This is a genomic window from Enterobacter cancerogenus (assembly GCF_019047785.1).
Lineage (GTDB): Bacteria > Pseudomonadota > Gammaproteobacteria > Enterobacterales > Enterobacteriaceae > Enterobacter > Enterobacter cancerogenus.
The window spans coordinates 167,897-190,093 of the sequence record NZ_CP077290.1; the positions used below are offsets into that span (position 1 = coordinate 167,897).

At 52.5% G+C, this 22,197-nt stretch carries 17 protein-coding genes and 3 pseudogenes; 16 read left to right on the forward strand and 4 right to left on the reverse strand.

Going from position 1 to position 22,197, the window contains the following annotated elements; genetic code table 11:
- The first annotated feature begins 10 nt into the window (after nt 1–10).
- From I6L58_RS00825 to I6L58_RS00880, 12 genes and pseudogenes are all read left to right on the forward strand, one after another.
- On the forward strand, nt 11–280 hold the full coding sequence (locus I6L58_RS00825) for a hypothetical protein (RefSeq protein ID WP_088209193.1): 270 nt from the start codon (nt 11–13) through the stop codon (nt 278–280).
- Nucleotides 259–900 carry a DUF6708 domain-containing protein gene (locus I6L58_RS00830; protein WP_176399445.1) on the forward strand — a complete coding sequence of 214 codons (642 nt, stop codon included), beginning with the start codon at nt 259–261 and terminating at the stop codon, nt 898–900. Before I6L58_RS00825 ends, I6L58_RS00830 begins: the two co-directional genes overlap by 22 nt.
- Nucleotides 901–1,762: 862 nt before the next feature.
- Nucleotides 1,763–2,893 (forward strand): hypothetical protein, encoded by a 1,131-nt coding sequence (locus I6L58_RS00835; protein ID WP_140418821.1) that lies wholly within the window; start codon nt 1,763–1,765, stop codon nt 2,891–2,893.
- On the forward strand, nt 2,890–6,342 hold the full coding sequence (locus I6L58_RS00840) for an ImcF-related family protein (RefSeq protein ID WP_176399444.1): 3,453 nt from the start codon (nt 2,890–2,892) through the stop codon (nt 6,340–6,342). Before I6L58_RS00835 ends, I6L58_RS00840 begins: the two co-directional genes overlap by 4 nt.
- Before the next feature lie 372 nt (nt 6,343–6,714).
- Nucleotides 6,715–7,005, forward strand: a complete 291-nt coding sequence (locus tag I6L58_RS23030) for a PAAR domain-containing protein (protein ID WP_337958348.1) — start codon at nt 6,715–6,717, stop codon at nt 7,003–7,005.
- Between the two features lie 286 nt (nt 7,006–7,291).
- Nucleotides 7,292–7,615: pseudogene (locus I6L58_RS00850) on the forward strand (M35 family metallo-endopeptidase); the annotation flags it as partial.
- Between the two features lie 30 nt (nt 7,616–7,645).
- Entirely contained in the window at nt 7,646–8,083 is a 438-nt protein-coding gene (locus I6L58_RS00855; protein ID WP_088209189.1) for a hypothetical protein, read from the forward strand.
- A gap of 82 nt (nt 8,084–8,165) precedes the next feature.
- The gene (gene tssF, locus I6L58_RS00860; protein ID WP_088209188.1) at nt 8,166–9,926 is read left to right on the forward strand and encodes a type VI secretion system baseplate subunit TssF; all 1,761 of its coding nucleotides are present in this window, start codon (nt 8,166–8,168) and stop codon (nt 9,924–9,926) included.
- Entirely contained in the window at nt 9,890–10,975 is a 1,086-nt protein-coding gene (tssG, locus tag I6L58_RS00865) for a type VI secretion system baseplate subunit TssG (protein ID WP_088209187.1), read from the forward strand. The genes tssF and tssG overlap by 37 nt, the downstream gene beginning before the upstream one ends.
- Nucleotides 10,953–11,492, forward strand: a complete 540-nt coding sequence (gene tssJ, locus I6L58_RS00870; protein ID WP_140418820.1) for a type VI secretion system lipoprotein TssJ — start codon at nt 10,953–10,955, stop codon at nt 11,490–11,492. Before tssG ends, tssJ begins: the two co-directional genes overlap by 23 nt.
- Before the next feature lies 1 nt (nt 11,493).
- Nucleotides 11,494–11,610 (forward strand): annotated as a pseudogene (locus I6L58_RS00875) (type VI secretion system baseplate subunit TssE); the annotation flags it as partial.
- A 381-nt stretch (nt 11,611–11,991) separates the two neighbouring features.
- Nucleotides 11,992–12,552 (forward strand): hypothetical protein, encoded by a 561-nt coding sequence (locus I6L58_RS00880; protein WP_088209186.1) that lies wholly within the window; start codon nt 11,992–11,994, stop codon nt 12,550–12,552.
- Between the two features lie 323 nt (nt 12,553–12,875).
- On the opposite strand, the gene I6L58_RS00885 is transcribed toward I6L58_RS00880, so the two are convergent.
- From I6L58_RS00885 to I6L58_RS00895, 3 genes and pseudogenes are all read right to left on the reverse strand, one after another.
- Entirely contained in the window at nt 12,876–13,016 is a 141-nt protein-coding gene (locus I6L58_RS00885) for an Ecr family regulatory small membrane protein (RefSeq protein WP_042319897.1), read from the reverse strand.
- Nucleotides 13,017–13,088: 72 nt separating this feature from the next.
- Nucleotides 13,089–14,312, reverse strand: a pseudogene (locus I6L58_RS00890) (diguanylate cyclase domain-containing protein).
- A gap of 92 nt (nt 14,313–14,404) precedes the next feature.
- Nucleotides 14,405–16,534: a putative bifunctional diguanylate cyclase/phosphodiesterase gene (locus I6L58_RS00895; protein ID WP_088209185.1), complete on the reverse strand. Its 2,130-nt coding sequence runs from the start codon at nt 16,532–16,534 to the stop codon at nt 14,405–14,407.
- 613 nt (nt 16,535–17,147) lie between these two features.
- Between I6L58_RS00895 and I6L58_RS00900 the strand changes: the two genes are divergently transcribed.
- The 4 genes from I6L58_RS00900 (at nt 17,148) to dbpA (ending at nt 21,169) form a co-directional block, all read left to right on the forward strand.
- Nucleotides 17,148–18,143 (forward strand): methyl-accepting chemotaxis protein, encoded by a 996-nt coding sequence (locus tag I6L58_RS00900; protein WP_390881709.1) that lies wholly within the window; start codon nt 17,148–17,150, stop codon nt 18,141–18,143.
- 216 nt (nt 18,144–18,359) lie between these two features.
- Complete coding sequence (gene zntB / locus I6L58_RS00905; protein WP_006175542.1) at nt 18,360–19,343, forward strand: zinc transporter ZntB; 984 nt, start codon at nt 18,360–18,362, stop codon at nt 19,341–19,343.
- Nucleotides 19,344–19,621: 278 nt separating this feature from the next.
- The gene (gene ynaL, locus I6L58_RS23035) at nt 19,622–19,738 is read left to right on the forward strand and encodes a proline-rich small protein YnaL (protein WP_390881710.1); all 117 of its coding nucleotides are present in this window, start codon (nt 19,622–19,624) and stop codon (nt 19,736–19,738) included.
- A 57-nt stretch (nt 19,739–19,795) separates the two neighbouring features.
- The gene (dbpA, locus tag I6L58_RS00910) at nt 19,796–21,169 is read left to right on the forward strand and encodes an ATP-dependent RNA helicase DbpA (RefSeq protein WP_006175540.1); all 1,374 of its coding nucleotides are present in this window, start codon (nt 19,796–19,798) and stop codon (nt 21,167–21,169) included.
- 43 nt (nt 21,170–21,212) lie between these two features.
- Here dbpA and ttcA read toward each other — a convergent pair whose 3' ends face one another.
- Nucleotides 21,213–22,148 carry a tRNA 2-thiocytidine(32) synthetase TtcA gene (ttcA, locus tag I6L58_RS00915; protein WP_088209184.1) on the reverse strand — a complete coding sequence of 312 codons (936 nt, stop codon included), beginning with the start codon at nt 22,146–22,148 and terminating at the stop codon, nt 21,213–21,215.
- Nucleotides 22,149–22,197: the final 49 nt, after the last annotated feature.

Below are 22,197 nucleotides of genomic sequence, written 5' to 3' on the forward strand. Positions count from 1 at the left end.
ATGCGCAAGGATGAATAAAAAAAAGCAACGAGCAAAAGACGTATTGCGACAGGCTACGGCAGAAGAGATCAAATCCGCAATAGATAACTATTTTTCGCGCGAGCCGCTCCTCACTCCCCGACTAAAAAACTGGGAAGAAGATTTGCCTGGGAACAATGAAAAGCAAGTCGTGCCTGGAAAGTTAATTCAGGTCACAGAGATTAATGATACCTGGATGGAAATTCCTCGCTATGAAAATATTATGTGGGGGGAGCATGGTTGGGCGTTATTGCAACGATAATTCCAACTGTTATAGTCTTATGGGGGGCGGTGGACTTATACCCCTTGATGTTTAAATTTAATATATTGTTGATGTTGTTTTTATTTTTACTTTTTTCATTTTCAATGATTTTGTTGAATTTAAGGATGGCTTTGTTTGTTCCACGGGATCAACCTATCCGGTTTAATCGCAAACGCCAGAAGATTTATATTTTTGAACATCACCGTAAAGCCTGGAACCCGTGGGTGAAATGGCCGACCACCGTCAGGGTGTATGACTGGGCGGATGTACACGGTGAAATCAGTCGTGAGTCCGATCGCTACGATCAAGGGTTTCGCCTGTATGGTGCAGTATGTAAACCCGGAACCCATGAGGTTGTTGAGCGTTTCATTCTGAACCGGGCGGTATTTTACATAGAGCACCAGCGTCAGCTATGGAGCCACTGGTGCCGGTATATGCAGCACCAGCCGGTGGTGATGGATCCGCTCTATGATCTGCCAGGCGACGGGAGACCCCGTAAAAAGAAAATGTACTGGCCGAAAGCGCTGGACATTGAGTCCCGGACCACGCCGGAATCAAACGGGCAGGATTGGCTTTCGGTCAGGGAAAGCTTATCCAACGCACATGTTTTATGCCGTTGAAACGACATTTATTGTTCACTGATCGTATGATTTAGGATCCTTTAAAATTATCTTTTGCTATTCATTATGACCAACTATCCGTTATATACGGATATCCCACGGAACTGGACGCCGTTTAACACCATCCGCTGGCCGGAGGACATTGATCAGGAGTCGCGTACGGCCCCCCGCATCAAAACGATTACCCTGTGAGGTTCTTTTCTTCAGGTTATTTTTCCAATATGTAACAGTGTTCTCAGTAAGGAGGCAGTCAGAATAACAGGTGACGACAGCAGCCCCTTCATTGCGTTAATGAGGATGTTGTGTTTAGTAATATTGATGCTCTATTGAAACGAGTTGCCTTCATCATACTTATTATCGGAATGGTTTAAATGATTATCGGGACCGTCAGTGAATGTTTTTTATGCTTTCCCTGCACTATTAATATCATTCGCTAACGAATCCTTGATCTTTTAAATGAGTATGGTGATTATTTATCTGTTTTTAGTGTCGGTTTTAAGTAGGTCAGTGTGTCTTTTTTAGTAGTGAATGACAGTTTGGTGCTTTTAGATAAATATTTTGTTGGGAACGAATGTCGTCTTTTTTAAAATAAGAAAGGGTAAAAGTAATGATTTATATGTCGATTATAACAAAATAACTGTCGTGATTGTTTTTGGACTTTAACACAGGGGCGTAATTGAAGACCCATTATGATAGCTAAAGGTTGTTATGATAAAGCGTGCCATTAATTTCCTGTGGCATCAAACATAATGAATAAGCGTGTGTACTCATGCCTGTTAAATTAAATTTAATTCCTGAACCTGCACTACGGCCAAAACCACCAGTTCGATCGCGCTGGCTGAAAGGTCTGGCCGGAATATTGGTGACCGGGGCACTCTGGGCGTGGTTCTCAGGGTTACCCGTCAAATCAGTCGAATTGTGGCTGGTTTCTGTTGGTATCCCGGTACTGTTGTGGCTGGCCGTAGCATGGTGCCGGGAGATGGTTTATCTGCTTGGGCAAATTCAGACAAATGCGTGGGATAAACACCGCGAAGACGCCATTCTACAGGCCGTTCGCCGTGGGCGCAGAACGCTACAAATCCTCTACGGGACGTATATTACCGCATTGAGCAGCCCGGAGGAGCGGTTCCGCTTCCCCTCTGCAGAGGCATTTTTTCAGCATGAGAGCGCCCTGCGTGCGCAGACATCCTGGCAAGGAGGTGGTAATACGCGTCACAGCCGCATCATCCCTACCGATATTTCTCCTGATGTGTTTTTGTCGCAGATTTTTGCGGATTTACTGCCAGCGCTGGCTGTTTCACTCGGTCAGTATCCCGATGAGCAGTCAGTGACCGTGCTGTTCGAGGCCGATACTTCTGTATCCAGTCAGCGGGTGCGGGACTTGTGGCGTGATGTCTGGCAAAAGAACGGCATCCGGCAGCAGTTAGAATATATCGAAGGCCACGGTCTGACGGCGATTGATCGCTGGCTGGATAACCGTATCCGCGAAAACACGTTGCTGCTGGTGGTTGCGTTGCAGATTGCCCCGGAGAACCCGGATGGCTCGGCGGAAGCGGTGACTGCGCTGTTGCTGGGCAATCGACTGACGCAGAACACCCTCACGCCGTTTGCATTGTTGCACCGCCCGGAACAGAGCGTACCGGACACGCTGGCGGAAAACATTACGCAAGCGATGGACTGGGGGCCAGTGCAGCCGGAGGACGTGCATCATTTATGGCGAGCCGGGTTGTCCGTGAGTGGGCAAAAGGCGATAGCCGCTCTGAATGGACTTTCGCCGCTTCAGGGCGTGGACATGAATACGGCGCAGTATGACATTGATACTGCACTGGGACAGGCAGGGTGTGCAGCTCCCTGGCTGGCGATTGCTGTTGCAACACAGGCGGCTGTGAAGATGCAGGAAAACCAGTTGATTATTAGCGGTGAACAGAACGGCACAGTCATGTGGAGTACGGTGATAACACCTTATCTGTCAGGGAAGGAGAACCATAATTGAGATATTTTCCATTGCCGGTGAAAAAGGCAGAGATGAGATTCTGGCTGATAATGCTGTTGTTGGCTGTAACGATGGGTCTGGCCTGCTTTGTAGTCTGGCAGTATCCGGAAAAAGCGGGATTGACGCCAGGTAGCGTAAGTCAAATCCGCTGGCTGGCGGGGTTGTGTGTTGCTGTGGCAGGTAGCCTGTTATTTGCCGTTCTGACATTCTATGGCGCTCGTTTTGCCGGGCGGCAGAGCTTCCGGCAGGTGCGTGCGGAAATGAAGGGAGATGATGTTCCTCGTGAGGAAAAAACATCGCCGGAAGCCCCCCTTTTTGACAGTACGTTTTCCGGACTGGTGGCTCACCTCCGTCGCCGCTATAACCTCTTCTGGCGCAGGAAAGTCAGTCTGTTGCTGGTTTGCGGCGAACCTACGCACATTGCCGCCATTGCTCCCGGTCTGACAGAGAAACAGTGGCTGGAGGGTAGGCAAACGGTGCTGATTTACGGCGGCAGCCTGTTATCTGCACCGGACGCAGAGCGCCTTGCCGCCCTGCGTAAACTGCGCCGCAGCCGTCCGCTCGACGGCATTGTGCTGGCTCTGAATGATACACAGACAACAGCCGGTACGCTGGATAACCATCTCCGCACGCTGGAACAGGTCGGGGAGGCGCTGCACTACCAGCCGCCGGTCTACCTCTGGCAGGTGCATGACAGCGACTGGCCGCAGGAGACGCGTGCCACTCAGGCGCTGGGGGCGTTGTTCCCGGCACGGGCCACGCCGGAGGTGGCTGAACGGCATCTCCGCGCTATTCTGCCGTCCCTGCGAGAGCAGGGGATGGCGCAGATATGCGCTAACCCGGCCCACGATTTTCTGCTGCGTTTCGGACGCGCTCTTGAGGAAAACGGCATTGCCCACTGGCGCACGCTGCTGACCCCATGGCTGACGGAGCACCTGAAGCGTATTCCCCTGCGCGGCCTGATGTTCAGCCCGTCGCTGACGGCGGAGAACGTGACTGGCGAGGGGCTTCATCCCCACCGCTGGTCCGCTCCGGCGGTGTGGCAGGGCGTGACGGATGACTGTATTCGTGCGCGCGGTGTGCCGGTTGGGATGCCCTGGCAGCGTACCCTCGGCATCAGCCTGCTGGCGCTGATTGCCCTGTGGGGGGCTTGCAGCCTGCTCTCGTTTATAGTCAATCGCCAGCATATTGTGAGCGCTACTGAGCGGGTGCAACAGCTGGTACAGCATCCGGCTATTAATGATGAACAACTGATGGCGTTACAGTTACTGCGTAATGATATCGGACGGATGCAGAACCAGGAGGCACACGGTGCTCCCTGGTACCAGCGTTTCGGTCTTGACCACAATGCGCCGCTCTCAGCCGCCCTGATGCCCTGGTACACGCAGGCGAACAACCGACTGATCCGCGATGCGGCAGTACAGGCACTGACCCAAAAACTGACCGTGCTGGCAAACCTGCCGCCACGCAGCCCGCAGCGGGCTGCACTTGCGAAAACGGGTTACGACCAATTGAAAGCGTACCTGATGATGGCGCTTCCGGATAAAGCGGATGCGGCCTTTTACACCCAGGTGATGACAGGCACCCGGCCTGCCCGTACCGCGGTTTCTCCGGCGTTGTGGCAGAGTATTGCACCGGATTTGTGGACATTTTACGTGCAGAACCTGCCGTCTCAGCCGTCCTGGAAAATCACGCCGGACACACAACTGGTGACCCAGGTGCGTCAGGTATTGCTGGAGCAAATTGGCCAGCGGAACGCCGAAAGCACCCTGTACGAGAATATGCTCACGCAGGTGCGGCGCAACTATGCTGACATGACTCTTGAGGATATGACACCGCAGACCGATGCCGCCCGCTTGTTCAGCTCGCAGGAGGTAGTGCCGGGGATGTTCACCCGTCAGGCGTGGGAAGGGGGCGTTCAGGATGCAATTGATAAAGCGGTGGCCTCACGGCGCGATGAAATTGACTGGGTACTAAGCGATAACCGCAAAACGGTCTCAGGCGTTGTGTCGCCGGAGGCGCTGAAACAGCGCCTGACGGACCGCTACTTCACCGATTTCGCTGGCGCATGGCTGAACTTCCTCAACAGTATCCGGTTGAATCCCGCACACAATATCGCCGACGTCACCGACCAGTTGACCCTGACAGGCGATGTGCGCCAGTCACCGCTGATTGCCCTGATGAACACGCTGGCGTACCAGGGGCAGACCGGGCAGCAGAAAGAGGCGATAGCTGATTCGCTGGTGAAATCGGCGAAAAATCTGCTGGGTAAAGACGAGCAGCCGGTGATTGACCAGCAGGCCGCCGGGCCAGTCAGCCCGCTGGACGGCACATTTGGGCCGCTTCTGGCGCTGATGGGAAAAAACAGTGCGCAGAACGTTATGGCGGCGGACAGCTCGCTCAGCCTCCAGACGTATCTCACCCGCCTGACCCGCGTGCGCCTGCGGCTTCAGCAGGTGGCGGGCGCCCCTGATCCGCAGGCGATGATGCAGCAGCTGGCGCAGACGGTGTTTCAGGGCAAGAGCGTTGACCTGACCGATACCCGGGAATACGGCAGCCTGGTGGCGGCGAGTCTTGGCGAGGAGTGGAGCAGTTTTGGTGACACGATGTTCGTTCAACCGCTGGCCCAGGCCTGGGAGACCGTGCTTCAGCCATCGGCGGCCAGCCTGAACGAGGCATGGCAGCGTTCCGTAGTTGCTAACTGGCATTCCGCATTTGACGGCCGTTATCCTTTTGCCGCCGGAAATAATGATGCCTCGCTGCCGATGCTGGCCGCGTTCATCCGCCGAGACAGCGGGCGCATCGATCACTTCCTGACAACGCAGCTGGGCGGGGTGCTGCACCGGGAGGGCAGCACCTGGGTGGCCGACAGCACCAACAGTCAGGGGCTTGCGTTCAGTCCGGCGTTCCTGAAGGCGATTAACCAGTTGAGCGAACTTTCCGACATCCTGTTTACTGACGGCAGCCAGGGCATCAGCTTTGAGATGCAGGGGGTAGCGATGCCGGAAGTTGTTGAAACGCAACTGACCCTGGATGGTCAGAAACTGCATTATTTCAACCAGCTTGCCGACTGGCAGAGCATCCGCTGGCCGGGGGTGATGAATAAACCCGGCGCAATGCTGACCTGGACCTCAACCGCGGCAGGTGCCCGGCTGTTTGAAAACGACAGCGGTCCGTGGGGCGTTATCCGAATGCTGGAGAAAATGAAGCGGCGGAAGGAAAACGACGGTCTGTACCGGCTGACCGTGTCTGCGCCGGACAATCGACAGCTTCAGTGGCTGCTGCGTACGGAATTGGGCGACGGTCCGCTCGCGCTGTTGAAGCTGCGCAACTTTACCCTGCCTTCTCAGATATTCAGCGTGGATGCCGCCATACTGACCGAAAATGAACCGGCAGACGTGGAATATGGTGATAACGATATTTCATCCGGCGCAGTGGATGATGACTGAATATAGCCGGCAGTGTCACAGTATGCTACGTCCTTTGGCGCACAACATTTGTCCCCCATCTACGCCGCGCCCAGTGGCCTGGGCACCGGATAGGACAAAAATGCAGGATACACAGAAACGGTAGATGAGCTGGATAGAGCCGGTATTCATTCGACAACCCTGACGCACGTGCACTGGGGGACGGAACAGTTGTTTGAGGTGAAGGCGAGGCGGCTAAAACCGATGCGGATGAAGGCGGGGCGCAACGAAGCGGACAAAACGCGCCTAAATCCCGATATGGAGCATCTTCTGGCCGGGCTGATTGCCATTGATCCGGAACGGGCCGCCGTGCTGTGCCAGTAACATTCGTAATAAGCAAACAGGACGTATTATATGGCAAAGGGTAATTATCTGGTACGCGGGGATAGGACTACCTGCGGTGGCGTTATTGTTGAGGGCTGTGAAGATCACTGTCTGTTCGGAAAGGCTGTTTCCCGCGAAGGGGATAAAGTGACCTGCGGGAGGTTTCCCGGCATATATAACATCGTCGGCGGTATCGCGATTGACAGCGTACACGGGCGCAGGATGGCCGGGACGCTGGACAGTTACAGTTCCTGCCCGTGTCAGTCGAGGTTTATTGCGTCAATGGTGGACGATACGTATGAGAAAGCGCCCAGTAGTTAGAGCGAACCAGAACAATATGGACAATCTGCTAAAAAGAACCCCACAGGCAAAGGAAATGGTGTCCTTTTAAAAAAATCAGTATGGTGATGTGATTCTGGATGGTAATGGTAACCCGGTGTATGAGATGGAAGAAAGTAAACGACCCACAGAGGATGAAATGAATGATACGTTAAGAGCACAAAAAGCAGCGCTGGAAAGAAGGCTCAAGGAATGAGTTCGCTGGAGTGAACAGGATCGTGCCGCGTTCAAAAAGGTTTTTGGCCGAGATGACGAAGCTTCGCACCAGAAAATTCTCGGTGCCGTAAAGAAAGAAATAGAACTTAATACATCAATGACGTATCAGAAATTCAGATTTGCAGATCAACATGTATATGCCTGCGTGAGCAATGCTGATAAAGATCACTATATAACGATAGCCAATAAATTTCTTTCTGCACCGATGAATGGTAAAGATTCAAAAGTTGTGACGTTATGCCATGAAATGTCACATTTTAATGATGTGCTGGGGACAACTGATGATGGACTCAGAGCGGTTGCGATAAAATTGACCCAAGAGGGTAAACCTGAAGCACTGGATACCGCTTATAACTTTGAACGATACTTTGAATAAGGGGCTGGTATGGATACACCTGTAGTTTAAATGGTTCTGAAAGCGGATGTATTAAAAGAACATGCGGGAGTATCTGCAACGCTGATAAATAAATGGCATGACCCCATTTATATTGACAAAAGATTTATACCACAAAGTAAATATTTGATGTCTGACTGGGGTAATCTATCCTGTTCTGCTGTGAAGATAAGATATTATGGCCTGAGGTATAACACGGGTGGTGATTTCTTTATAAAAATAAAACCAGGTGAGGAGTTAATGGGGAGCAGGATTAACCTAGCTGAGGATTATCCTTTCCCAGTTCAGGGGAGTTGTAAATTTAACGTAAGCTTCTGGGTTTCGACCGCGCCAGTTGTTAATGATGAACTTACCGGAACTTTTTTTATGAGTTCAAATACAATTGAATTTCGTGCCGGCGATATGAATCTCGATAAGGTGTTTTTGAAGAAACATACAGAGCTCAATTAAGATAAAGGACATTTTAACCCATCAAATTGAGTTTTCTGTGTTGTTCACTAATAATTATCCCTCCTGTTTAAATGATAAAAATATGGACGACTTAACCCTGCGTTATTTTGACGCTGAAATGCGTTACCTGCGTGAAGCGGGTGAAGAATTCGCCCGTGCCCATCCCGACCGGGTGGCGGGTTTAAATCTCGACAAAGCCGGTGCCCGCGACCCGTATGTGGAGCGCCTGTTCGAAGGTTTCGCTTTCCTGATGGGACGCCTGCGCGAAAAACTCGACGACGATCTGCCGGAACTGACCGGCGGGCTGGTCAGTATGCTCTGGCCGCACTACCTGCGCACCATCCCCTCGCTTTCGGTGGTGGAATTCACCGCCGACTGGCGGGGGATGAAAGAGCCGGTACGGGTGGAGAAGGGCTTTGAAGTCCTCTCCCGGCCAGTTGGCGAAAAGCGCACCCGCTGCCGCTATACCACCACGCAGTCACTGACTCTTTTGCCGCTTACGCTCTCACGCGCGGGCGTGTCGACGGAGCCGGACGGGCGCTCCTGCATCAACCTGCGTTTTGAGTGTAGCCCGCTTGTTGACTGGCGCGAGGTGGATCTGAGCCGCATCTCTCTTTACCTCAATGGTGATGCGCCGCTGGCCTTCGCGCTGCACGAGGCGCTGACACTGAATGTGGCGAAGACGGGGATCCGTTTACCCGGCGATACCGACCGCATGCCACTGGACGCCCGCTTTGCTGTCTGTGGGCTGGAGCCCGATGAGGCTCTGCTGCCTGAAAGCGGCAGCTTCAGTGGCTACCAGTTGCTGCTGGAGTATTTTACTTTCCGCGAAAAGTTTATGTCGGTGGCCTTGCGCGGGCTGGAAAAGGTGGATTTCCCGGAAACGCTGTCGTGGTTTGAAATCGACGTAGTGCTGGATAAGCAGTGGCAGCACGAGTTTTCTTTTTCGGAGAAACACCTGCGGCTGCATTGCGCTCCGGTGATTAACTTGTTCACGCTGGAGTCTGACCCGCTGCAGCTGGATTCACTGCAGACCGAATATCTGTTGCGTCCGATGCGTATCCAGGACGGGCATACCGAGATTTATTCAGTGGATTCGGTCACCTCGTCGCGTCATTCTGGCCATCAGGTCTATGTGCCGTTCACCAGTTTTCGCCATAAAGGGGGGATGCTGCGTCACGATGCGCCGGAATATTACTACCACACCCGCGTGAAACGCGGTCCCTCGGGACTGCACGATACCTGGCTGATCCTCGGCGGCGAAGCGTTCGATAGCCATACCGTGCCGGAGAATGAAAAGCTGTCGCTCAGCCTGACCGGCACTAACGGTCAGTTGCCGCGCCGGGCGCTGCAGAGCACATTGCTGGATACGGTGGTGAAATCCACCGCCTCGCGCATTCAGGTGCGTAACCTCTGCGCCCCGACGCTGCCCTGCTACCCGCCCGATCAGGACCGTTTTCACTGGCGGGTACTTAGCCATCTGGGCAGCAGCTTCCTCTGGATGATGGATAACGCCGAGGTACTGCGCGGGGCGCTGGCGTTGTACGACTGGACGGACAATGAGATGAACCGCCGCCGCCTGGCGGCCATCATTGATGTGAAACACAGTGAAACGGAACGTTTCGAACAGGGCCATTTCCTGCGCGGTGTACAGATTGAAGTGACGCTGGACAGCAACGGCTTTGCCGGGCGCGGGGACATCTGCCTGTTCGGTGAAATGCTTAACCGTTTTTTTGCCCTCTATACCGACATACACCTGTTTAATCGTCTGATTTTGATACTTCAACCGACCGGAGAACGTCTCGAATGGCAGGAGAACCACAACCGCCGCATTCCCGGCTGAGTGAACGGCTTGAGCGGGATATCCACCGCATCAACTTTTACCGCTTCTGCCAGCTTCTGGAAAAAACGCACCCTGATGCACCGCCGTTAGGCAGTACCCTGAACCCGACGAACGATCCGGTACGCTTCCGCCCGCATCCGGGGATGGGATTCCCGGCCAGCGAACTGAAGACGGTGGAATACGACGATGACAATCCGGATGCGCCGCCGACGGTGCGTACCACCTTTATGGGGTTGTATGGCGTGGAGTCGCCGCTGCCGACGCATTATATCGACGATATTGCGCAGCAGCGGGAGGGGCACGACGCGCAGGAAGCGTTCCTCGATATTTTTAACCACCGTATCCTGACGCAGTTTTACCGTATCTGGCGTAAGTACTCATACCCGGCAACCTTTGAAGCGGGCGGCAGGGACCGCACGTCGCAGAGCCTGCTGGGGCTTATCGGGCTGGGCATTCCCGGCACCGAAAGGCACGCCGCCGCACCGATGTCGCGTTTTCTGGCCCTGCTCAGCGTGATGCGCCTGCCAGCGCGCACCGAAGAAGGGATCCGGGCGTTGGTAAAACTGCTGGCGCCGCGCACGCAGGCGATCGTCACGCCGTATTGTCCGCGCACAGTTCATATCAGCCGGCCTCTGGGTTTTTACGGCGATAATGATTTTCTGCTCGACGGCTATACGGTGCTGGGTGACGAAACCACAGAAGTCAGCAGCCAGTTGCTGATTGCCCTGCATACGGAAGACTATAAGGAGGCACAGGGCTGGTTACCGGAAGGGCATATTTATGCTGATTTTCTGGTGCTGCTGCGGGTGTATCTCGGCTGGCGCTATAAGGCTCGTATACAGCTTAGTGTGCCGACGTCTCTACTACCGGCTCCCGTACTGGGCGAAACGCCGTTTATTCTCGGCATGAGCGGCGTACTGGGCATGGAAGGGGAAACGGTGCCGCCGGATCTGCCGGATATATTCACTTTTGATCTGGGTGGCTACTGCGGTATGCCGCCTGCAACATTACAAAAAGGAAATCTGCGTGTTGCATACTACGTCAATTAAACGCCTCTCCGTGCTTCTCCTGCCGCTGTTGCTCTCCGGCTGTGGCCTGACGCAGAAAGTCAGTGACGGCACCTCCGCGATGGTGAAATCCGTTTTTTATAAACAGGTGAAAACCTTGCATCTGGATTTCACGGCCAGAGAGGCGCTGAACACCGATGCGCAGGAAAACACGTCACTCTCACAACCGGTGATGGTACGGGTGTACCAGCTTAAGGACCGCAAGCTGTTCGATAAACTGGTCTATCAGCAACTGGTGCAGGAGGGGGATAACGCCGTAGACGATGTATTGCTTGCCAGCCGCAGCCTGGTGATGAAGCCGGGGGCGGATGCCAGCCTGGATATGCCGCTGGACGAAAAAGCGCAGTTTGTGGCGCTGGTGGGGTTGTTCCGGGCGCCGGATATGACGAAGAATGACTGGAAGCTGGTCCTCACCCGCGACGACCTCGACCCGGATAAACCTCGCATTATTGAAGCCAGCAATAACCGCCTGAACCTGCAACCGCTTAAGAAGGACTGAAATGCCACGTCCGTCTCTGTATGAAACGCTTTTCGGCAACTTCGCCGGCGGCCTCGACCTGAACAGCGTCAGCGAGGAGAACCAGCTCATCCTTTCAGTGCTGGACAACATGCAGCGCAACGCCGGGACGCATTGTTGGGTGAGGTTTGGCATTTGGGCTGCGTTTTCTAATAGTGGAAGGATGGTTTGGGGAATATAGTGTTGCATTAAATGAGTACAGTGAGATAGCCGATTTTGAGGAAGGCTCAAAAGTATTCAAATATTCGTCATACCTATTTAGCTCAGGTTTCTAAACAATCGCTTATAAGCGATATCATGAAACTGATAACGCCTGAAGACATCAGATAAGCCGTAGGTGACTGTTCTGGGATAAAGAATAGGTACAGCAACAGGTGCGATATTTTCCTACGAAACTGGGGGGAGTATTGACAGGGTTCGTTGTCGGGTTACTTTCGGGATTGCAGGCCTTTTGGAGCAGATTGGAGAATAGTTATTTTTGATGAAAGTTAATATATTAAGGTTATTTAGAAACAAAAATGAACTTCAGGAAGATTTTCCTCTTGAACAATTCAATGCCTTACTAGGTGAAAAATTTGCATATCCGTTATTTTTATCCTTAGAAAAGAAGGGTGTATATGCTTACTCAGCACGATTTATGGTGAAACATGAAGATATTTCAGTTATTGAGTATCTAATTGAGTTGTTTTTTCATGGCAAAATAAAAATAAAGGAGGAGAAAGAGAGTGTTGTGGATCATAATAAATCTCTAGTTTGTTATAAATTTAAGGAATTTGGACGGGATATAATACAAATTATCACAAATGATAATGAATTTATCAAAGTCCTTTGTGAGAAAGGGTTAGAGCCTCCAGGGCCAGAAAACATCTTTCCTGTTAAAAACTTTAGTCATTATGGTAGTTTGCAAGGTGATATAGCGTGCTGGTGGAATATATATTGGGAGCCGTTCTGGGAGAGTTTGAGTGAATGTGGAAAAAAACACTATCTCGGGCGAAGCGCTTTCTCGGTTGAGACCATAGAATTTCTGGAATACCGACATTAGATAAAATACATACAACATTTTTACCTCGATTATCCTAAATTATCGACATATGTTTATTTTTTTTAGACCTGTTTGTATGCCATCACTAACGGTGGGGCTGGCTGAGCAGGGATCGTAAAGCGGTTGACGTCGCCGATCAGGCGCGCTGTATGATAGAAAAACTATATCGGGCCATCGGCAAGGCTTACGGGACTTCAGCGCCTCCGCCGAATAAAGTTGTCAACTCCGCCCCATAAGTGAACCGGCAGACTACGTAAAACAGGTCTGTGTCACGTTGCCGAAACCTCAGCACAATATCCAGCCTGTGACAGGGTAGTCGTACCCTACAACGCCTCAATAGACGGATACAGACTGTTTTCAAAATATTCGACGACGTACCAGATCTCGCCGCTAAAAATAAACCATAGGCCGAATATAATAAGGCTTAAAATAGTTAAGATGAGTATTATTTCTGTTTTTCCCATCGCAGACTAACCCACCTGTATTTCGTTTTTCGAGGTGGGCATTGTAGCGGGGGTTTCCGTTTTACTCCAGTTTCATGCGGCAAGGACTTTATTGCGGCCATCGTTTTTGGCGCGGTACAGTGCGTCGTCTACACGCTTGAACAGCTCATCAATATTCTCACCCTGATTGTGTCGCGCCACGCCAATGCTGACGGTGAAACGTGGCAGCCCCGGGATCGTGATATGCGCCACCGTGGCGCGGATGGTTTCGGCAATTTGCATCGCGGTTTCGAGCGGGGTACGCGGCAGCAGAAGCACAAACTCTTCACCTCCCCAGCGGAAGACATAATCATCTTTCCGGCAGCAGGCTTCCAGCGTTCTCGAAAGCGAAATCAGCACTTCGTCGCCTTTGAGGTGTCCGAACACATCATTTATGTCCTTGAAACGATCGGTATCCACCAGCAGCAGGCTGAATTGCTGCTGTGCGGGAAGATGGGAAGGGTTAGTTTGCTCCGTAATGGCATAAAACTGGCGACGGTTAAGCAGACCGGTCATCGAATCACGGAGTGCGGCATGTTCCAGCTCCTGTTCGAGCCTTTTTGCTCGGTAATATCATGAATGATGCATAGCATCAGCTTGTCGCCGTAGATCTCAATAGGCCCGGCATACGTTGGCACGTGGCCCGTCGGCAAGACGATGTACAAAATTGAGCGGTTTATGGCCGCCGGGCAAACGGGCAATCTCGGTCATCACCGGCAGAACATTGCGGCCCAGCGTGTTGATCTCCCAGGTGTGTTTGCTGCACATCTCATCGTGGAGATAGCCGTAAAAATTCAGCGCGGCGAGATTCGCATCCACAATTTGACCGTCTCTTGCAGGGTCGATGAGCAACATCCGCGCGCTGTTGGTGAGGAAAAACCGTGCGTAAAATCCCTGTTTCTTGCGTTGATAGGTCGCCGATCGGCTGGCCTTGAGTCCGGTGGCTGCCTGCTGTGGAAGGCCTGCAAACAGAATAATGTCGCCATAAGGCTCAATATGATTCAGCGTGAGCCTGCAGCTCAACGTGGTTTCCTGAGCGTCACGCCAGACTGTCCAAATCTCAATAATTTCCCGATCGGTTTTCAGGTCGGCGACATACATAGAAAGAACGGTTTGGGCACTGGCGGAATATATTCCTCTTCGCATTTCGTTGAGGGTTTTATTACGCATTACCTTTGCCGCCGCGGCGTTGGCAAAAAGTATCTGTTCTGAAACAGGAGAAATCAGCCACACGGGCGTGGTAATCAAATGCAGCGCATCAAAGCTGTGTTGCGACATAGAAAAATCCTGTTCATCGGCACGCGGTGCCTGACGATCACGCCGGAATTATTTCGCGTGGGTTCTTTTGAAACATACCTTATTCAATCACATCAAGCATGATTTTTTTGTGAAATATAAGATGAATCAGAATGTATTTTCCCTATGGGGATAATTTGTTTATCTGAGTTTTTTTGCAAAAGCAGCCAGGGTACCTGTTCTGCCGGTAACGGTCGGGAGAACAGAAAACCCTGTAGGTAATCACAGCCCATCTCCGCCAGCGCGGCCTGTTGTTCTTCGGTTTCAATTCCTTCTGCGACCACGCTCATTTCCATGGTGCGGGCAATATTAATAATAGTTTCAACCAGTTTTCTGCTTTTTTCATTTACCAGCATTGAGTTGACAAAGCTTCGGTCGATTTTTAGTTCTTTAGCCGGAAGGACGCTCAGCATCAGCAGGTTGGAATACCCCGTACCAAAATCATCAATTGAAACGGTAATCCCGGCCTGGGTGAAGGCATTAAGCAACTCAATGCTGCGATCGAGATCTTTGAGCGCGGTACTCTCTGTCACTTCCAGAATGAGCCGGGATGGCGCGAGGTTATATTTTTGCAGCATGGATGAAATAACCTGGAATAAATCCTGCTGTTCAAATTGTACTGGCGACAGGTTGAACGACAATGTCCACTGGCTGAAACCCTGTTCCGTCCAGAAATGCAGCTGTCGACAGGCAGCTTCAATGGCCCAGTTTCCCACCGGCACGATCAGCCCCGTTTGCTCCAGTGACGGTAAAAACAGGTTTGGAAGTAAAACGCCTTGCTCCGGATGCCGCCAGCGCAGCAGCGCCTCGAAACCATGGATCGCATTTTGATCGGCGATATAGGTTGGCTGATACCAAAGTTCAAACTGATCGCGTTCAAGCGCCTGGGACAGCTCCTGCAGGAAACCCGGCTCTGCCGGGATGACGGTGGACATCTGGGCCCGGTACACCGCCCATCCGTTACGTCCCTCCCGTTTGATGTGTTGCATGGCCGCATCTGCTTTGAGCTTTAGCTCATGCAGCGTTTCGCCGTGCTCGGGATAGAGACTCACTCCCGCACTGAGGGTGACGCTCAGCGTGTGTCCACACACGGATAGCGGTCGACGGATATCCTCAAGCAGGGGAGTAAGATGCAGGTTCAGCTTCTCATCGTCGTAGTCCGGGAGCAGCAGAATGAATGCATCGCCTCCCAGCCTGGCCAGCGTGACCTCCCGGGTGAGCCTTGCCGTAATTCGCTGTGCAACGGTAATGAGCAGCTCGTCACCGACGTGGTGACCCCAGGTATCGTTCACCCGTTTAAAATGGTCGATATCGAGAAATACCACGGCAAACGATTTTTTATTGAGAAGCGCACTGTGCAGACAATCCTGTAGCCGGATATCCATCTGATGCCGGTTGGCAAGGCCGGTGAGGGCGTCAAAACGCGCCTGCAGTTCGAGCTGACGGTTGAGTTGCTGCAAATTGTCGGTCAGCCTTGCCGTGCGCCAGTGAGAGTCCACCAGCGAGATAATCAACATAATCCCCAGCAGGCATAACGTCGTTACGGAGACCCATATCGATAAACCCAGTTCGCTGATGCCGCCCGGTACGGTGTGTTCCATCTCGTGAAAATGGGCGGCGCTCATGCCGGTATAGTGCATGGCGCAGATCGCTGCGCCCATCACCAGCGCGGCGACAATGCGGTTGATAAAGACGCCTTTACGTTTGTCTCGCAGGTGGAAGGCGAGCCAGAGCGCAACGCCGGACGCAGCGACGGCGATGATGATTGAGAGCAGAACGATACGCCTGTCCCAGATGATACCGCCTTTGAGCATCAACGCTGCCATACCGACGTAATGCATCGACACGACGCCCGCACTGAGAATGAGCGTGGCAAAGATCAGGCGTAAGGGTGAGAGCGATTTTCCGCGAACGGCAATGTTGATGGCCAGTGTAGACGCCAGGACCGCCACGCCGAGTGAGGCGAGCGTGAGCCAGAGGTGATAACTCATGATCATTGGCATGTTCATCGACAGCATACCAATGAAATGCATTGACCAGATCCCAATGCCCAGCGTGATCCCGCCCGCCATGCGCCAGAACATCGCGGCCTTACGTCCAGAGAGAGGGATTTTTCCCGCGCTGTCCAGCGCCACAAACGAGGCGATAAATGCCACCAGATACGAGATGGCGATTAATACCGGGTCCCACGATACATTGAGCATGCTGCCATCCCACGCCAAAAGGAGTTACAAAGTTCGCCTGCCAGGCATACCTTTTCTGTGCCAGTGGCATACGGGTTTAAAGATGATGAGTCAGTTATTGTGTGACATAACCCGTGGTATTAAAAATAACCTATAAAAAATATGATATATATTATCTTTAATAGCCTGTTAAGCATCGCTACACAATACAGGAGGTTAACATCATTGCTCCTTAAGTATGCCTGCAAATATCTGGCGTCCTCAGAGATAATGTTATCGCTTGAATATGCCATAAACCAGCAGGACAGGATGGCAGAACCCACATTTTAAGTAATACGATGCTTTATCTCTCCTTAAATGAAATTTCTGCAATCATGCGGCAAAACTGAAAAGCGGAGCAGATCGTGAGGACAAATTTTGCTGCCAATGCTATAAACCTTAATGCCGACCAAAATATAAAGTTGTGGGAATTATCATGCTAAAAAATATTAGTGTCAGAACTTTTATTATCTATTTCCTTTTATGTGTTTTTTTGGTAAATGCAGGTGTGGTTGCTTTATTTTCAGGCAGGTCAATGCTTCTGTTATCCACCATTATTTTAAATTTCATCGCGTTATTTTCACTTTGGGCGTACATGACAAAATATCTTGTGACGCCGATCAACACTGTGAAAAAAAGTATTGAAGAAGTGACGTCGGGCAATCTGGCCGTCTCTATCCCGGAGTTTGGCAATAACTGTGCCGGACGTTTAATTCCTGGCATCAACAGCTTATCCAGCAATATTGCCACTCTGGTTCGGGAGATCCGCGCTTCCTCGCAAACCGCCATGACGCTATCAGAGCAACTCTCCTCACGCAGCGCGCAGCTGTCGGTGAAGACGGAGCAGCAGTCCGCCTCTCTGGTGCAAACCGCAGCCAGCATGGAACAGATGGCCGCCAGCACCAAAAACAACGCCGACAATACCCGCCTGGCCAGCGAGCAGGCGAATGTTGCGACGATGCAGGCGCGCAAAGGGGGAGAGCTGATGGGGCAGGTTGCCAATAACATGCAATCTATTACTGAATGCGCCCAGCAGATGACGGAAATTATCAGCCTTATTGATGGCATTGCCTTCCAGACGAATATTCTGGCGCTTAACGCTGCGGTTGAAGCGGCTCGTGCCGGTGATCATGGGAAAGGGTTTTCCGTGGTGGCGGGAGAAGTCAGGAGCCTGGCGCACCGCAGCGCCGAGGCGGCAAAAAACATCAAGTCACTGATTGACGTTACCAGCAACAACGTGACCCAGGGAGCGACCGTCGTCGCCGAAGCAGAAAGAAATATGCATGAGATTGTCGCGGGTTCGGGCAACGTCAGCCGATTAATGGACGATATTTCCTCTTCAACCGCTGAGCAGGAGAAAGGGATTTCGCAAATTACTCTGGCGCTGTCCGAGCTGGAGCGCGTAACCCAGAGCAACGTTGCCATGGTGGAGGAGCTGAATGGCTCATCTGATGTTCTGCGTAATCAGGTTATTGAGTTGCAGACCCGCACCCGCAACTTCCGTCTTGATAATAGCGACCAACCGGGGGCGCAAGCGCCGCAATCCCTTCGCCCGTTAGTGTTCTCTCAGCGCCCGGGGCATTCTCATTAACGAATATAAAAGCCTGGCGTGCCAGGCTTTTTACGGCCGCACCCGCGTCCAGCCATTTCATCCTTGCTGCTCCGTCGTATAAAACGCCTGTCTACACCACTCAGGTATAAAATGTACATTTCCTGAGCTATTTCAGCGCGATGGGGAACATAATTATTGCGTAACGTTATACGAAAGCTAGACTGACTGCGAACGAGATGAAAAGGTGGAGGTGCAGTGGAGAGCATTAAAGGGTCTGAACTTAACGTTCCTGATGCGGTGTTCGCGTGGATGTTCGACGGCCGCGGTGGTGCGAGGCCCCTCGAAAATAGCGATGAAATCAGCAGTGAGCATCCCTGCTGGTTACACCTCAACTATACCCATCCCGAGAGCGCCGAGTGGCTGGCAATGACGCCGCTTCTGCCCAACAGCGTCCGTGATGCTCTGGCAGGAGAAAGCCTGCGCCCACGGGTCAGCCGGATGGGCGAGGGGACGTTGATTACGCTGCGCTGCATAAACGGCAGCACTGACGAACGCCCTGACCAGCTGGTGGCGATGCGCCTGTATATGGACGAGCGCATTATCATCTCCACCCGCCAGCGTAAGGTGCTGGCGCTTGACGATGTCGTTAACGATCTGAAAGAGGGCACCGGCCCGACGGATTGCGGCAGCTGGCTGGTTGATGTGTGTGATGCCCTGACCGATCATGCCAGCGAGTTTATCGAAGAGCTGCACGATAAAATTATCGATCTTGAAGACAATCTGCTGGACCAGCAGATCCCGCCGCGTGGTTTCCTGGCGCTGCTGCGCAAACAGCTTATCGTGATGCGTCGCTACATGACGCCTCAGCGCGATGTCTATGCGCGGCTCTCCAGCGAGCGTTTAAGCTGGATGAATGACGATCAGCGTCGACGGATGCAGGATATTGCGGACAGGCTGGGGCGCGGGCTGGATGAAATCGACTCCTGCATTGCCAGAACGGCGGTGATGGCAGATGAAATCGCCCAGGTTATGCAAGAGTCTCTGGCGAGACGAACCTATACCATGTCGCTCATGGCTATGGTGTTTTTACCCAGCACATTTTTAACCGGGCTATTCGGCGTTAACCTGGGTGGGATCCCCGGGGGCGAGTACCGGTTCGGCTTCTCCGTTTTTTGCATCATGTTAGTGGTTTTAATTGGCGGTGTTGCATGGTGGTTGCATCGTAGTAAATGGCTGTAAATTTACGTTTTTTCGACGCGAAGATGGCCTTAAAACGACATTTTAATTGAGCGAAGTCAATAAACATCTACCCCGTAAGGTGCACTATTACTCCCGCAGGTGAATGCAACGTCAAGCGATGGGCGTTGCGCTCCATATTGTCTTACTTCCTTTTTTGAATTACTGCATAGCACAATTGATTCGTACGACGCCGACTTAATGAGTCGGCTTTTTTTTTGCCTCCAGCCTCTTAACGTCTACCCTAAAAGAGTCTGTTCCCAACCTGGAGGAGAAGATATATGCGATCTAACCTGCAACGCCTGGACCCGCGTCAGTCCGATCCGGTGCCAACCGATCCCACCCCGATACCCGATCCGCCGCCCGATGAAGAACCGATTAAATTGTCGCATCGTTAGCAGAGATCTGCGAGGATACGCGCCATCTGACTGCGATGATGACCACGAGAGTATATTGTGACCGCTTTTTCTACCCTGAATGTTCTGCCTGCCGCCCAACTCGAGAACCTTAATGAGTTGGGCTATCTCACCATGACCCCAGTCCAGGCTGCGGCATTGCCTGCTATTCTTGAAGGCCGTGACGTGCGTGTGCAGGCCAAAACCGGCAGTGGGAAAACGGCTGCATTCGGTCTGGGGCTGTTACAGCGTATCGACGCCGGGCTATTCCAGACGCAGTCTCTGGTACTGTGTCCCACGCGTGAGCTGGCGGATCAGGTCGCCGGTGAACTGCGTCGCCTGGCGCGCTTCTTGCCGAACACCAAAATCCTGACCCTGTGCGGCGGACAACCTTTTGGTGCGCAGCGTGACTCCTTGCAGCATGCGCCGCACATCATCGTGGCAACGCCGGGACGTCTTCTCGATCATTTGCAAAAAGGCACCGTTTCACTTGATGCGCTACAAACGCTGGTCATGGACGAAGCGGACCGCATGCTGGATATGGGTTTTAGCGATGCCATCGATGAGGTGATCCGCTTTGCCCCGGCGGATCGTCAGACCCTGTTATTCTCGGCAACCTGGCCAGAGGCCATCGCGGCCATCAGCGGTCGTGTGCAGAACGCGCCGCTCACCATCGAAATTGATACCGTTGACGCGCTACCCGCCATTGAACAACAGTTCTTTGAAGTTTCCCAGAAGGGCAAAATTGCCTTGCTGCAGAAAGTACTGAGCCAGCATAAGCCCGCGTCCTGCGTGGTGTTTTGCAACACCAAAAAAGATTGCCAGTCGGTGTGTGATGCCCTTAACGCCGCCGGACAGAGCGCGTTGTCCCTGCACGGCGATCTCGAACAGCGCGATCGTGACCAGACGCTGGTCCGTTTTGCTAACGGCAGCGCCCGCGTACTGGTAGCGACCGATGTGGCGGCACGCGGTCTGGACATTAAATCGTTAGAGCTGGTCGTCAACTTCGAGCTGGCATGGGATCCGGAAGTGCACGTTCACCGTATCGGACGTACTGCCCGTGCCGGCAATAGCGGCCTGGCCATCAGCTTCTGTGCGCCGGAAGAGGCTCAGCGCGCCAATATTCTGTCTGAAATGCTACAGCTTAAGCTCAACTGGGTGAACGCGCCTGCCAGCGTCAGCATTGTTCCTCTTGACGCTGAAATGGCGACGCTTTGCATTGATGGCGGTAAAAAAGCCAAAATGCGTCCGGGCGATGTACTGGGCGCGTTGACGGGTGAGATGGGTCTTGACGGGGCGGATATCGGGAAGATCGTGGTTCATCCGGCACACGTCTATGTGGCCGTGCGTCAGTCGGTGGCGCATAAAGCATGGAAGCAGTTGCAGGGCGGTAAAATTAAAGGAAAAACCTGTCGCGTTCGCTTGCTGAAGTAACACTAAACAGCGTCTCAGAAACCCTTTCTGAGACGCTCATGCATTATTTTACTTCCACCACGTTCAGGCGTAGCTCATCGAATTGCGTATCGTCTTCTTCCGGCTGCCAGCCTGATGGCTGCATCGGGATCTCTTCACGGTCAAATGCCAGATCGCCGCCATCCACCACGTCAGAATCATGGTTGATGCCTTTGAAATCGAACAGTTCAGTATCGGCCAGATGGGAAGGGACCACGTTCTGCATAGCGCTGAACATGGTTTCGATACGGCCAGGGTAACGCTTGTCCCAGTCGCGCAGCATGTCGCCAATCACCTGACGCTGCAGGTTTGGCTGAGAGCCGCAGAGGTTACATGGAATGATCGGGAATGCTTTGGCCTGTGAAAAACGCTCGATATCTTTTTCACGGCAGTAGGCCAGCGGACGGATCACGATATGCTTGCCGTCATCGCTCATCAGCTTAGGAGGCATGCCCTTCATTTTGCCGCCGTAGAACATGTTCAGGAACAACGTCTGCAGAATATCGTCGCGGTGATGCCCCAGCGCGATTTTGGTCGCGCCCAGCTCCGTTGCCGTGCGGTACAAAATACCGCGACGCAGACGAGAGCAGAGCGAGCAGGTGGTTTTCCCCTCAGGGATCTTCTCTTTGACGATACCGTAGGTGTTTTCTTCTACGATTTTATATTCGACACCGAGGTTCTCCAGATATGCTGGCAGAATGTGCTCCGGGAAGCCTGGCTGTTTTTGGTCAAGGTTGACCGCCACCAGGGAAAAGTTCACCGGCGCGCTTTGCTGAAGATTGCGCAGGATCTCCAGCATGGTATAGCTGTCTTTACCCCCCGACAGGCAGACCATGATGCGGTCGCCTTCTTCAATCATGTTGAAGTCTGCAATGGCTTCGCCCACGTTACGGCGCAGTCGCTTTTGCAGTTTATTCAGGTTGTACTGATCTTTCTTTGTATTCGATTGATTATCTTGCATTTATTACTACCTTTGGAGCCAATAGGGGCATAGCAGGGCAACATTTTTT